Source organism: Kribbella sp. NPDC048915 (assembly GCF_040649595.1).
Classification (GTDB): Bacteria; Actinomycetota; Actinomycetes; order Propionibacteriales; family Kribbellaceae; genus Kribbella.
On sequence record NZ_JBEZFT010000006.1, the window covers coordinates 26,189 to 38,561 of the forward strand.

The 12,373-nt window shown below is 68.1% G+C and carries 15 protein-coding genes; 2 read left to right on the plus strand and 13 right to left on the minus strand.

Going from position 1 to position 12,373, the window contains the following annotated elements; translation table 11 throughout:
- Positions 1–116: 116 nt before the first annotated feature.
- From AB0B82_RS05200 to AB0B82_RS05230, 7 genes are all read right to left on the minus strand, one after another.
- Complete coding sequence (locus AB0B82_RS05200) at positions 117–923, minus strand: DUF4397 domain-containing protein (protein ID WP_360162701.1); 807 nt, start codon at positions 921–923, stop codon at positions 117–119.
- Positions 924–1,397: 474 nt separating this feature from the next.
- Positions 1,398–1,661, minus strand: coding sequence for a hypothetical protein (locus AB0B82_RS05205; protein ID WP_360162703.1), 264 nt, complete (start codon positions 1,659–1,661; stop codon positions 1,398–1,400).
- Positions 1,655–1,783, minus strand: coding sequence for a hypothetical protein (locus AB0B82_RS05210; protein ID WP_360162705.1), 129 nt, complete (start codon positions 1,781–1,783; stop codon positions 1,655–1,657). Before AB0B82_RS05210 ends, AB0B82_RS05205 begins: the two co-directional genes overlap by 7 nt.
- Before the next feature lie 339 nt (positions 1,784–2,122).
- Complete coding sequence (locus AB0B82_RS05215) at positions 2,123–3,154, minus strand: zinc-dependent alcohol dehydrogenase family protein (RefSeq protein WP_360162707.1); 1,032 nt, start codon at positions 3,152–3,154, stop codon at positions 2,123–2,125.
- 27 nt (positions 3,155–3,181) lie between these two features.
- Positions 3,182–4,282, minus strand: coding sequence for an NAD(P)/FAD-dependent oxidoreductase (locus AB0B82_RS05220; RefSeq protein WP_360162709.1), 1,101 nt, complete (start codon positions 4,280–4,282; stop codon positions 3,182–3,184).
- Positions 4,283–4,396: 114 nt separating this feature from the next.
- Complete coding sequence (locus AB0B82_RS05225; protein WP_360162711.1) at positions 4,397–5,152, minus strand: hypothetical protein; 756 nt, start codon at positions 5,150–5,152, stop codon at positions 4,397–4,399.
- A gap of 265 nt (positions 5,153–5,417) precedes the next feature.
- On the minus strand, positions 5,418–6,239 hold the full coding sequence (locus AB0B82_RS05230; protein ID WP_360162713.1) for a SigB/SigF/SigG family RNA polymerase sigma factor: 822 nt from the start codon (positions 6,237–6,239) through the stop codon (positions 5,418–5,420).
- Between the two features lie 276 nt (positions 6,240–6,515).
- On the opposite strand from AB0B82_RS05230, the gene AB0B82_RS05235 reads away from it, so the two are divergent.
- Entirely contained in the window at positions 6,516–6,749 is a 234-nt protein-coding gene (locus tag AB0B82_RS05235; RefSeq protein WP_360162715.1) for a DUF397 domain-containing protein, read from the plus strand.
- A gap of 250 nt (positions 6,750–6,999) precedes the next feature.
- Here AB0B82_RS05235 and AB0B82_RS05240 read toward each other — a convergent pair whose 3' ends face one another.
- Both AB0B82_RS05240 and AB0B82_RS05245 read right to left on the minus strand, forming a co-directional pair.
- Entirely contained in the window at positions 7,000–7,218 is a 219-nt protein-coding gene (locus AB0B82_RS05240; RefSeq protein WP_360162717.1) for a hypothetical protein, read from the minus strand.
- Positions 7,215–7,409: a hypothetical protein gene (locus tag AB0B82_RS05245; RefSeq protein WP_360162719.1), complete on the minus strand. Its 195-nt coding sequence runs from the start codon at positions 7,407–7,409 to the stop codon at positions 7,215–7,217. Before AB0B82_RS05245 ends, AB0B82_RS05240 begins: the two co-directional genes overlap by 4 nt.
- A gap of 438 nt (positions 7,410–7,847) precedes the next feature.
- Between AB0B82_RS05245 and AB0B82_RS05250 the strand changes: the two genes are divergently transcribed.
- Positions 7,848–8,720: a helix-turn-helix transcriptional regulator gene (locus AB0B82_RS05250; protein WP_360162721.1), complete on the plus strand. Its 873-nt coding sequence runs from the start codon at positions 7,848–7,850 to the stop codon at positions 8,718–8,720.
- Positions 8,721–9,683: 963 nt separating this feature from the next.
- Here the strand turns inward: AB0B82_RS05250 and AB0B82_RS05255 are convergent.
- The 4 genes from AB0B82_RS05255 to AB0B82_RS05270 all read right to left on the minus strand — a co-directional run bounded on the left by AB0B82_RS05255 (position 9,684) and on the right by AB0B82_RS05270 (position 12,359).
- Positions 9,684–10,310 carry a DUF2461 domain-containing protein gene (locus tag AB0B82_RS05255; protein ID WP_360162723.1) on the minus strand — a complete coding sequence of 209 codons (627 nt, stop codon included), beginning with the start codon at positions 10,308–10,310 and terminating at the stop codon, positions 9,684–9,686.
- Positions 10,311–10,365: 55 nt separating this feature from the next.
- The gene (locus AB0B82_RS05260; protein WP_360162725.1) at positions 10,366–11,487 is read right to left on the minus strand and encodes an epoxide hydrolase; all 1,122 of its coding nucleotides are present in this window, start codon (positions 11,485–11,487) and stop codon (positions 10,366–10,368) included.
- A 58-nt stretch (positions 11,488–11,545) separates the two neighbouring features.
- Positions 11,546–11,818, minus strand: a complete 273-nt coding sequence (locus tag AB0B82_RS05265) for a hypothetical protein (protein WP_360162727.1) — start codon at positions 11,816–11,818, stop codon at positions 11,546–11,548.
- A gap of 253 nt (positions 11,819–12,071) precedes the next feature.
- Positions 12,072–12,359 (minus strand): DUF1905 domain-containing protein, encoded by a 288-nt coding sequence (locus AB0B82_RS05270; protein ID WP_360162729.1) that lies wholly within the window; start codon positions 12,357–12,359, stop codon positions 12,072–12,074.
- Positions 12,360–12,373: the final 14 nt, after the last annotated feature.

The window sequence follows — 12,373 nt, forward strand, 5'->3', positions numbered from 1 at the left end:
CGGTGCGGCGTCCGCTGGTGCGCCGTCTCCCGGCCCGGCTGCGGGCGAGGTGGACCCGCAGCCGGGAATCGCGAGCAGTGCGGCCGCCACGAGGACGACTACACGACGTTTCTGGGTCACGATCGGGTCCGGACCGCCGCCGTACCACCGCCGAGCAACGCGAGCATGAGCACCGCGACCGCCACCGCCGGCCACACCGGCAGGTCCTGCTGCGCCGCCTGGCCGCCGGTCCCACCCGGCACGCCGGACGGGTTCCCGTGCAGACCGGAGATCGTCTGGACCGCGAGCTTCAGGTTCTTGTCAGCCGCACTACCCCACGCGTACACGATCGTGTTCGTGCCTTCCTTCAAATCGACGTCGGCCGGGCCGAGCGCGACGGTCGACGTACCGGCGAGCACGACGTCCGCCTTCACGGTTCCGGCCGGCAGATCGGCCTTCGCCTCCTTGGGATTCGTCAGCCCGGTGAACACCGGCTTGCCACCCGCCCGTACGTCGACCGCCGGCGCGGCCGCCGTGTGCCGGACCGTGATCCGCGCCTGCCCGGCGGCCAGCTTCGACGTGTCATTGACGTACGGCGTCAGCACCGGCTTGCCCGACGCATCGAGATGCGCGACCACGGTGACGTTGGCACCGCCCGGGACCGCGACGTCGTTCGCCTGAATCAGCGCGGCGGTCTTGCCGGCCGCGGTGACCTTGAGGTCGTACTCACCCTCGGGCAGCTTCAACGGATCGGTCAGCGTGCCCGGCTTGAAGTTCGTGAGCAACTTCTGCCCGTTGGCGTACACATCGACGGTCGCCCCCGGAACCCCGTGCAGAACGGAAACGGTGGCGCTCGCGGCCGGCGCCGCCTGAGCCGCCGCCACCGGCCCCCCGGCAAGCAACAGACCTGCACTGACCACTGCAACAGCCTTGCGAACAGCCATCGGAACTCCTCCTACAGTCGGTTGTTGTCTGCTACTTCCGCCCCAACAACCCCCGCGGATGCACCCGACCCGAAGTTCCTCCCAAATCTTTCCGCCGCGCAGCGAGTCGTGATGAATGGCTCAGCTTCCACCGTGCAGTGGTGGTCGGTAGCCGCGAAAGGCAAGCCGGGCCGGACGACGCGGGCGACGCCGGCGACGCCGGTGACGCCGGCGATGCGGGCGACGTCGGTGACGCCGGTGACGCGGGCGATGCGGGCCCAGGGTTTCGAGACCGTGGATCAAAGGAGGGTTTTCCACCGTACGACGCCTAAAATCCTCCATCGTCGCGTCGAAAACCCTCCTCAAAGGGATCCAACGGACTGCTCCGCCGACGCCGGTACGCGTCACGGCACGTGCGGCGGACGGGCGTCTCGGAGCCAGGTGGTCAGGCGGTCACGGCAGGTGCGACGAGGCCGGCGTCTCGGAGCCAGGTGGTCAGGCGGTCACGCGGGTGCGGCGGTCGCGGACTGCGGCGAGGGTGATGGTGGTGGCGAGCAAGGCGACGCCGCCGGCCAGGAAGCCGGTGACGAGGATCGTGCGGCTGTCGAGGCGGGCGTCGCATTGCATGGGGGTGATGCCCTTGTCAGGCTGGAACACCGAACCACAACTGTCCCGGCCGGCCTGAACCGGGCGTACGGCGAGCACGATGCCGACGATCAGCAGGACCGCACCCACCGCGCCGATGACCTTGTTCAGCACCGGCCGCCCTCTCGGGCAAACCAGCCGGAGTTCGCCAGCCCGGAGTTCGCCAGCCCGGAGTTCGTCAGCCCGGAGTTCGTCAGCACCGACCGCGAACGGCGGCTCAGTTCCGACATACGCACCCTCACGCTCCTTGACGGCTGGCTGGATTTGATCAAATCTAACGCAGCTAGCAGCGAGGTCTGAAGTCGGGCAGTATCCCGACTTCGAATCTTCACTCACTTCTAACGCACTCCGAGTCCCATCGGTTCAGTATCCGAAACATCCTCACCTTCACCCGCCACCGACCTCACCCGGCACCGCCCTCACCACGCCGCCTCACCACGCCGCCGCAGCACACCGCCCTCACCACGCCGCCTCACCACGCCGCCGCAGCACACCGCCCTCACCACGCCGCCTCACCACGCCGCCTCAGCACACCGCCCTCACCACACCGCTCTCACCCACCGCCTTCACCACACTCAACGGGCCTCACCGCCGTACGTCGCTCGTCGCTCGGGGAGGGCGACCAACGAGCCGCTGGTGCGGCTGTGGGCCAGGGCGGTGAGGGCTTGGTCGACCTGGGTGAAGGGGACGGTGGTGATGTGAGGGCGGACGGGGAGGCGGGCGATGAGGCGGAAGAGTTCTTCGCCGTCTCGGCGGGTGTTGGAGGTGACGCTGCGGAGGTCGCGTTCGTGGAAGAGGTGGCGTTCGTAGTTCAGCGCCGGTACGTCGGACAGGTAGATGCCCGCGACCGCAACGGTCCCGCCCGGTCGGACCGCCTCGAGTGCGTACGGCACGACCTCGCCGGCCGGTGCGAACACAATCGCCGAGTCCAGCGGGGCCGGCGGCCGATCCGTCGTCCCGCCGACGAACGCGGCACCCAACTCACGCGCCAGCGCGCGGTTACCCTCACCGCGCGACATCACGAACAGCTCAGCGCCCTGCGCCGCGGCGATCTGCGCGGTCAGGTGTGCGCTCGACCCGAACCCGTAGATCCCGAGCCGGCCACCCGGCGGCAGGTTCGCACGAAGGAGCGACCGGTACCCGATGATGCCGGCGCACAACCACGGCGCGAGCTCCGCCGCGGGGCGATCGGCCGGCAGCGCGTACGCGTAATCCTCAGGCACCACGGCGTACTCGGCGAACCCCCCGTCCGCATCCCACCCGGTGTACACGGACCGCGGGCAAAGGTTCTCGGCGCCGCGACGGCAGAACTCGCACCCGCCGCAGGTCCCCCGCAGCCAGGCGATCCCCACCCGATCCCCCGTCTCGAACCGCTCGCCCGAGTTCACCACCGTGCCAACCACTTGATGGCCCGGGACAACGCCGGGCCGCTTGGGTTCGAGGTCGCCTTCGGCCAGGTGGAGGTCGGTCCGGCAGAGACCGCACGCCTCCACCTTCACCAGCACTTCGCCCGCCCCCGGCTCCGGGACAGTACGGCGTACCCGCTTCAGCGGACCGCTGTCGATCGGCCCGGGCCGGTCCACGGCCCATGCATCCATCTGGTCCATGAATCCATCATGCGACCGCCCCGCGAGTCAGCGAAGAATGCTGCGGAGGAGCCGCCGGGTCAGCACGCCATCGGCGAGCCCCAGCTCAACCAGGTCGTCGAAAACGGCCTGGTCCTCAGCAGCAGCGCGGATGCCACCGTCGAGGATCCGATCGGAGCGACTGAGTTGCGCGACGAGTGCGGTGTCGCGCAGGTGCCGAGCCAGGAGCCGTGACGTCCGCCGACGGTACGGCGTACCAGCGTCCGAACTGCCCGCGCGCAGAGCCTCCACGATCGCACCGCCGGCCAGCAACCCGGTCGCGACCGCGTAGTAGATGCCCTCCCCGGTCATCGGATTGATCAGCCCGGCGGCGTCACCCGCGAGCAGTACGGGTCCGCTGCGCGGCCGCCACGACCACCCGGCGAGCGGCAGGTGATGCCCCCACCACGACTTCCCGCCCTCGGTCGCGCCCGGGAGCAAGGTCTCCAGGTTGGTGAGCAGGTCGCTCCGGGTCGGGCGGGCACCGAGCAGTTCGCCGTACCCGACGTTGGACCACCCGTCACCGCGATCGAAGGACCACGCGTACGACGGCTGCCGCCCCGGCCCGTACGCGATCACCTGACTCGCCGCGCGCGCCGCCGGCGTCGGCGCATACCCGCGAATCGCCAGCGCCGCCGGCCCCGCCTTCAACCCGAGCTCCCGCCGTACGACGGAATGCGCGCCGTCGGCTCCGACGACGAACCGCGCGTGCAGATCGTCGATCGCGACCGACTGGCGCTGCACCACGACCTCACGCACGCGCCGTTTCGTGAATTCGGCACCCGCCGAACGCGCCGCGTCGACCAGCCGATGATCGAAGACCGTCCGCGGCACCACCCAGGTCGGTCGCGCCATCTGCCGATCCACGCCGACCGCGCCGCGGTTCAGCACGAAGCGCCGTACGGGCGTCCAGTCGTCGAGGATCCCGGTGACACCGACACCAGCGAGCAGATCGAGGACGTGCGGCGCGATCCCGTCACCGCAGGCCTTGTCCCGAGGGAACTCGTGCCGGTCGAGCAACAGCACCGACAGCGACGGATCCGTCGTCAGCGCCCCGAGCGCGGCCGACGCCCCCGCGGGCCCGGCTCCGACGATGATCAGATCCCACACAGCCAGCCTCCCCTGATCCGCTGTTCAGTCTCGCAGTTCGAGGACAGTCCCGCGCGCCGAGCGGCCCGGCTGCTCGGCCGCGCGGCTCAGGTCCCGCGGCCCAGGTTCCGCGGCTCACGTCCCGGGTCGGCGGCCCGGCTTGTTGGGGCGGCGAGCGGTGGTACGGCGGACGCGCGACGTGTGCGATCCGACCGCGCCCGCGGCCGTCACCGGACGCGGCTCGTCGGGGTCGACGACCTTCAGCGGCGGCGGAACGAAAACGCTTTCCTGCCGTGCCGGCGGCTCGGGGGGCTCGGTCGGTGGTGGGACGGGCGCGGCCGGCTGTGCGCGGGCAGCGGATTCCTTGCTCACCTTCGGACGCAGGGCCGCCGGCGGGGGCAGCGGACTCCGCGGCGGACGACGGTGCGGGAGCTGAGTGCGCAACTCGATGCCGAGCGCATCGATCAGCTTGCGGCAGGCAACGATCGACAGCGCGATCGCGAAGATGGAGCAGCCGGCGAACAGTACCGCCTGGGCACCGGCGCCCCAGTTCGACGGATCGGTGCGGATCATCGCGGCGATCATCGCGACAACGATCGCATTGGTGATGCCGAGGGCAACGGCCACACCGACCGTCCGCAGCAGCACCCGTCGCTCCAGGTCGACGTCGTCAGCGGCTGCGACCAGCCCGGCGACCAGTCCGGCGAGGACCGGCACCGTATAGACCAGTGCCAGCAGGAGCCCGGGGCTGGCGACGAGATAGAAGACGTCGAACACCAGCGCGGTGCCGGTCAGCGCAGCAGCGAAGCACACCACCATCGGCGGGTAGGCACGCAGAACCGCGACCGCGTCCAGCGGCACGGTCTTGAACATCCGCAGTGCCAACAGCAACGACTCGTCCCCTCGTTCTCCCCATTGTGCAACCACCGGGCACCCGCAGTCACGAGCAGCGGTCCGCGAGTCGCCATCGGGAAGACCGCCGTACGGTCGCGGCCCGACAAAGGAACACCGACAGCGAACGCGGACAAGGAACGCGGACAGCGAAACGCCGGTCCGTCGCAGTGCGAGCTGGCGACGGACCGGCGGAACCGTGGTGTTGTCTGTATTACCAGGGGATCACTGACGAACTACTCGAAACCGCTGACCAGACAGGTGATCAGGCAGCATCCTGCAGCGAGGTCAGCTTCTTGCGGAGGTCGTCGAGGATCCGGCGCAGCACCCGGGACACCTGCATCTGGCTGACGCCGATGTCCTTGCCGATCTCCGACTGCGTCCAGCCCTCGATGAAACGCAGCTGCAGGATGCGGCGGTCGCGCTCACCGAGATCGGCGAGCACCGGTTCGAGCATCTCGACCGTTTCCAGCTGGTCGATACTCGCGTCCTCGTCGTCGGCGACCACATCGGCGAGCGTGAGCTCGGCGTCGGCCTCGGCCGGCCGGTCGAGCGACAGGACGTTGAAGCACCCGCGCGCGGCGAGTGCCTGTTCCACCTCGGACACCTCGACGTCGAGGTGCTCGGCCAGTTCGGCCGGGGTGGGTTCACGGTTCAGCTGCTGCTCGAGCTCCGGCAGCTTGGTGGCGATCGTGCCCTGCATCTCCTGCAGCCGGCGCGGGATCCGTACCGTCCAGGCGCAGTCGCGGAAGTACCGCTTGACCTCGCCGCGGATGGTGGGGATCGCGAACCCGATGAACGGGGTGTCGGCTTCCAGACGGTAGTGATGAGCTGCTTTGACCAGCCCCAGGTACGCGACCTGTTCCAGGTCGTCGGCCTCGGCGCCCCGGCCGCGGAAGCGGCGCGCGATGCCCTTGGCCATTTCGAGATTGAGTTCGACGACCTCTTCGAGAAGCTGCTGTCGTTCGACCTCGTCGGTGCTGGCAGCCCGGCGCTCCATGAGTTCCCGGGTGGCTGCTTCGCGGGCGGCCCGATCCGTAGGGGCTCCGCTGCGGGAGAACTCCCGCTCGATGGTGTTGATGACCATTGGTATGACCTCGCGACTGTTGTCACGGCGTGGCACTTAGCTGAACCACGGTCATGCCTGCATGGGCAGTAGTACCCACCTACCCAGAGCCCAAACCGTCTCACGCTCCGCCCCAAAGCGCCAGTTCGAGGCCGGCGCAAGCCGCTCCGCGCCGCAATTCATGCCAGATCGGTCACAGCACGTAAGGGAGCGGACACATGACCCCAAAACGTGTACGATGCAAATGCAAGGCCAAATGCACGTGCATATGCCAAGGACGTACGGAAGGTGCAGCTGATGACTGCGATCTACAACGGCATGCCCGGCGACTCGAACAGCGAGCTGAACTGGCGCAAGAGCCAGCGCAGCGGCCCGAACGGCAACTGCGTCGAGGTAGCGAAGCTCCCGGACGGTGGTGTGGCGGTGCGCAACTCGCGCTTCACCGACGGCCCGGCGCTGGTATTCACGAAGGCAGAGATCGAAGCGTTCTTCGGCGGCGTTCAGGACGGCGAGTTCAGCTACCTGATCTGAGCGGCGCGCAGGACCATAGAGCAGTAATCGACCAACTCAGAAGCAAGGGCCCCTTCGCCAGGCGAGTGACGAAGGGGCCCTTTCCTGTGCTCGTTTCCAGGCGCCGCGGCGACTGCCTGGAGCCCGGTACGGCGATCCGCGCGGGACCGTGCCGCGGGCGCCGGCGCGGCGCGTACCGACGTACAGAAAACGCCAGGACCGACTCTCCGGCGAGAGTCGGTCCTGGCGTGCCTGAGGGGCGGGTACGGGCCTACTGGACGGTCAGCGGCCAGAGCTGCTCGCTCGGGAGCTCCGAGGCCTTGCCGGTCGCCGCATTGTCAACGGTGATTCGCAATCCGGTGAACTTCGGCGTCATCACCCGCTGGTACCGCGAGGCGCGGTCCGGCTCGGCGACGTACTCGGCGATCAGGTGGTCACCCAGCCAGATCCGCACCATCTTCCGTCCTCCTGCTGCTTTGTCGGTGGTCATGGGGCCAAGCTCACGATCGGGTCGCCGTCGAGTTGACGGACGCCGCGCAACCAGCCCTCGAACGCCCAGCGTTGTTGCTCGGGGCAACGCGCGACCAGGTCCTGGATCTCCCGCTCCGTCAGTTCCTCGGGTGCGCGGCCGTCCACTGCTCGGACGGTCTGCTCCACAGCTTCACTGTCGTCGTCGTTCATCGACTCGGGTTCCCCAACCAGTCATGCCAACGCTGGTCCGTCGGCGCTCTGTAGGACCGGCCTGCCGACTCCCACGCGATGTCACTTTTCGCGAGAGTCAGCTCACCTTCTGTGCATGTAGCAATCATGGCGTCGGCACGCGACGAATGCAAGCGCCCGATGCACGTGCATCCGCACGTTTTCCATTTCGAGACCAGATTGGGGTGGTTCACGCCTGAAACCGGCGTCCGCGAGGGGGGATGCGGGCGCGTCAGGCCCGCACTATGTACTGACAAATTGAGGCTGGTGTGGGTGGGCTACTCTTACGCTCCGTGATCGCACTGACAGATCCGACGCTCTTTGGTAAGAACTTCGCCAGATCGGCGCCGCTACGTGCGATGATGTGCACTTGCGGGTGAGGTTGCTGATGAAGACCGCTGGGGCCGCTGGGAGGTGGGTGTGACCGAGTCGGGCGCGCAAAGCGGACCGACCGCGCTGCGCATCATTCTCGGCGGGCACCTCCGTCGGATGCGGATGGCAGCAGGGATCAGCCGATCCGACGCGGGGTGGGAGATCCGGGCGTCGGAGTCCAAGGTCAGCCGGATGGAGCTCGGCCGAGTCGGTCTCAAGGAGCGCGATGTCCGCGACCTGCTGACGCTGTACGGCGTCGACGACGAGGAAGAGCGCGAACGCCTCCTCGCTCTCACGCGCGAGGCGAACAACCCCGGCTGGTGGCACCGGTACGGCGACGTGCTCCCGAGCTGGTTCCACTCGTACCTGGACCTCGAGGCCGCGGCGCAGCTGATCCGTGTCTACGAGCTGCAGTTCGTCCCGGGCCTGTTACAAACGCCGGACTACATCCGCGCCGTGATCCAGCTCGGCCGCGGGCTCATCCCCGCCGAAGAGGTCGAGCGACGCGTCGCGCTGCGCACCAGCCGGCAGCACATCCTCACCCGTCCGGAGCCGGTCCGGGTCTGGGCCGTCGTCGACGAGGCGGTCCTGCGTCGGCCGATCGGCGGCGTGAAGGCGATGATCAACCAGCTCGACCACCTGATCGAGACGTCCGAGATGCCGAACGTCACCCTCCAGGTGATGCCCTTCAACGTCGGCGGCCACGCAGCCACCGGCGGCGCGTACAGCATCCTGCGGTTCCCAGAGCAGGACCTTCCGGACATGGTCTACATCGAGCACCTCACCAGCGCCCTGTACCTGGACAAGCTCGAGGATCTCGACCAGTACACGGCCACCATGGAAGCCCTCTGCGTCGCCGCCCCACCGCCGAACAAGACCCGCGACATCCTCACCACCATCAAGAAAGACTTCGAAAGCTAACTCGCGGCACAACCGATGATCCCTCGGGCCGGACTCGAACTTGTGGAAAGCGGGACGGGCACGGGCGACAGGTCCAGCATGCCCGCCCGGCTGCAAGCCACCACACAGCACCACACGCCACCACGCGCCAGCGCGCCCGCCCACGCCGACCCTCCCGCGCCAGAAACCGGGGGCGTGTCCGCGCGGCGGGGGCCTTGAACAGGTAATAACCGGTGTACGCGCACCGGTTCCTGTTCAAGCCCCCGACAGTTGGCGATGGGAGGCCGGTGGCCCGGCACCGCGCGGCCCCGGCATCGCGCACCCCGCACACCCCGCACACCCCGCGCACTCCGGGCACCCCGCGCACCCGGGTACAACCCCATACGGCGAGGCCGGGTTCGTACGGGTGCGCACCGCTCGTTCTGTTGTTATCGCAGGAGTAGCCAGACGATCAGGAAGACTGCGGCCAGTAGGGCCCAGGCTTTGGCCAAGGCGGCTGGGAAGCCTTGCCAGAGTTTGCACCATTCTTTGAAGTCCCCCATGTGTCCCCCCGGACAGCTCAAGATACGAACGAACAAGACGGTTTGGAGCTGCGGGGTGAGGTAGGTCGCGTGCGGTCAGCGGACTCAGCGCGGTCGAAACAGCCCGTGGTTGACCCAACGTCGGCGGATTGCTTGCACAAGGCAACCACCTGGTTGGACAGCTGCTCGCCCGCGGACACGGCCGACGCACGTTCAGTCGACGCAGGGCTCAGCGTCCCAGCAAGTCACAAGCCGACTGGCTGGCTGTGTCCGCGAGTGCTCGGCCGATCAGGTGGCCGAGGTGATCCGCGCAGGCTCAGGTGTCTAGCGAGTCGCGGACCCGCTGGACCGATGAACTGCCAGGCGCCGCATCAGAACCGTTCCCCCATTTCTGCCTTCCCCAAGGCGTCCCCCTGCGCACCACATCGGGGGCGGGACGGTGAGCGTTACAGCACTGGGGAGTTCAGGTGTTGTCGGTGATCCAGGTGATGAGGGGCTTCGCGGCTCGCCAGTCCTTGCGGATCTCGCCGACCAGGGCGGGGGTGTGGATGATCTGCTCGAAGCCGTAGTCCTTGCCGACCGAGAGCGACTTGTGGCGCAGCAGTTCGATGCGCGGATGGTCGGCGTCGTAGCCGCGTGGGCTGGTCTTCAGTTTCTCGCCGCGGAGCACGAAGCCGGCCCGGGTCAGCTTCGCCAGGATCTTCTCCAGTTGCGCGCCGCGGCGGTCGTCGTCGATGGCGGTGCGGATGCGGGCGAGGCGTTCCGACGAGGCCTCGTAGAAGCCGGCGGCGACGCGGACGCCGGGGGCGGAGACCTGGACGTACCAGCCGGTGGAGGGTGCAACGTCGATGAACGCGCCCTGGTGGGTCTTGTACGGCGTCTTGTCCTTGGCGAAGCGTACGTCGCGGTACGGGCGGAAGAGTTTCGCCGGGCCGAACTCGTCTTCGAGCTCCGCCATCAGGTCGGTCATCGGCGCGCGGACCGCCGACTCGTAGATGTGTTTGTGCTCCGTCCAGAAGGTCTTGGTGTTGTCCATCTCGAGGTCGTCGTAGAAGTCCGGCGCCGCAGCCGGGAACCCGGTGAAACTCATGCGGCCACGATAGTTCGCCCGCCGACGCGCGCGCAGGCGACCACCGGCAACAGCGTCAGCCGTGCGCGAGCCCTTGGAAGAATGCGCGGATGTCCGCGGCCAGCACCTCCGGCTGTTCCAGCGCCGCGAAGTGACCGCCCTCCGGATGACTGGTCCACCGCACGATGTTGTCGGTGTCCGCGACCTTGTGCCGGAGCGGAATGAAGTTCTCGTGTGCCAGATCCAGTAATGCGGTCGGCGTGCGTGAGGGCAACGGCGGCTGACCCCAGTACGACGCGTGCGCGCGCTCGTAGTAGATTGCGCCGGCCGAACCCGCCGTACGGGTGAGCCAGTAGAGCATGACGTTGGTCAGCAGCAGGTCCCGGTCGATCGGCGTATCAGACCACAGCGCAAACTTCTCCGCGATCCACGCCAGCTGCCCGACCGGCGAGTCGGTCAGCGCGTAGGCCAGCGTCTGCGGCCGGGTCGACTGCAGGTCGGCGTACCCCTGGCCCTCCGACCCGAACTCTTGCTGCCGGCGCCACGACGCCCACGTGCGCGAGCGCTCCGCTTCGGAGAGCGGCGCAAGTTCGGCTGGGGTCGGTTCGGAGGTCGCGCCCGCACCGGGGATCAGATTGAGGTGTACGCCGACCACGCGCGACGCATCGATCCGCCCGACCTCGCGCGACACTGCCGCGCCCCAGTCACCGCCTTGGACGCCGTACCGCTCGTACCCGAGCCGCGTCACCAGCTCCACCCACGCGCGCGCGACCCGCTGGTACTCCCACCCGGTCTCGCGCGTCGGCCCCGACAGAGTGAAACCAGGGATCGTCGGGAGGATCAGATGGAAGTCCTTCAGCAACGGCGCCAGCGAGGTGAACTCGACGATCGACCCGGGCCAGCCGTGCGTGACGACCAACGCAAGCGCGTCCGCAGCCGACGAGCGAATGTGGGCGAAATGCACCACGGCGCCGTCGATGAGAGTCGTGTACTGCGGCCAGGAGTTCAGCCGCACCTCGGCGGCGCGCCAGTCGTACGCGGAACGCCAGTAGTCGACGAGGTCACGCAGGTACCCCAGCGGTACGCCGCGCGACCAGCCCACACCCGGCAGCTCGGACGGCCAGCGCACCTGGTCCAACCGGCGGCGCAAGTCGTCCAGCTCGGAGTCCGGCACATCAATCCGGAACGGTTCGATCACTCCGGCAGCCTGGCGCACCCGGACCGCATCCCGCACCCCGATTTCGAGCGGGCAGCGGTCAGGCGTCGACCTTCTCGTCGCTGCGGTCCCGCAGCACCTTGATCGCGAGCGCAGCGATCAAGCAGAGCACGCCGGCGCTCATCACGACCATGGTCAGTGTGCTCGTGTTGCTCAGCGCGCCGTCACACGCCATCGGGGTGATCCCGCGGGCCGGCTGGAAGGCCGAACCGCAGTCGACGCCGGCCGCCGAGACCGAACGGAATCCGAGCAGCGCGCCCACGACGAGCAGCACCAACCCGGCGATGCCGAGAATCCTGTTCAGCGGGCTCACAGCGAAACCGGCTCCGTGAGCGTGCTGCCGACCACCTCGCGGCAGCCGTGATCCGGGCATGCCAAAAGCATGCCCTTTGAGCCCCGTTGCACCTCGTTCACTCCTGACTTCGACGGACCACCCACGTTCGACGGTACGGTCCGGTCCGCGGTCGACCCCAGCCGAGCAGCCGGTCAGCACTGATTCTTCACACAGTCCTTACTCAGGACATGACCGGTTGTGACGGTGATCTCAGATCAAAGGGAAGTGACTCTCAACCGAGACGTTCCTCCAAACAAACGGTGATCTCGTCTCCCGGCTGCTTTCCGAGCAGGTCCCGCAGCTCGCCTTTGACGGGCAATTTGTGCGTTCCGTCACCGAGTGCCATGAACGAACTCTCGAACGGATGCCCGTCCATCGTGCCGCGCACCTTGACCAGTCCGCGGGTCCCGAAGTACTCGGCCGAGCCCGGCAGCTGCACATACGTCCAGCCGCCCTTCGCGTCGCTCTTCAGCAGCGGCGCGGTGAAGGTCTTGTCCAGTTTTCCGGTCTTCTTGCTCATCGTGAGCTCCTCTC

Bases quoted from the DNA above. Each gene is read 5' to 3' on its own strand.
- AB0B82_RS05270 (WP_360162729.1), bottom strand. From the start codon at position 12,359: ATGAGCAAGAAGACCGGAAAACTGGACAAGACCTTCACCGCGCCGCTG.
- AB0B82_RS05200 (WP_360162701.1), bottom strand. From the start codon at position 923: ATGGCTGTTCGCAAGGCTGTTGCAGTGGTCAGTGCAGGTCTGTTGCTT.
- AB0B82_RS05215 (WP_360162707.1), bottom strand. From the start codon at position 3,154: ATGGACCAGATGGATGCATGGGCCGTGGACCGGCCCGGGCCGATCGAC.
- AB0B82_RS05235 (WP_360162715.1), top strand. From the start codon at position 6,516: ATGACTGCGATCTACAACGGCATGCCCGGCGACTCGAACAGCGAGCTG.
- AB0B82_RS05245 (WP_360162719.1), bottom strand. From the start codon at position 7,409: ATGAACGACGACGACAGTGAAGCTGTGGAGCAGACCGTCCGAGCAGTG.
- AB0B82_RS05240 (WP_360162717.1), bottom strand. From the start codon at position 7,218: ATGACCACCGACAAAGCAGCAGGAGGACGGAAGATGGTGCGGATCTGG.
- AB0B82_RS05230 (WP_360162713.1), bottom strand. From the start codon at position 6,239: ATGGTCATCAACACCATCGAGCGGGAGTTCTCCCGCAGCGGAGCCCCT.
- AB0B82_RS05255 (WP_360162723.1), bottom strand. From the start codon at position 10,310: ATGAGTTTCACCGGGTTCCCGGCTGCGGCGCCGGACTTCTACGACGAC.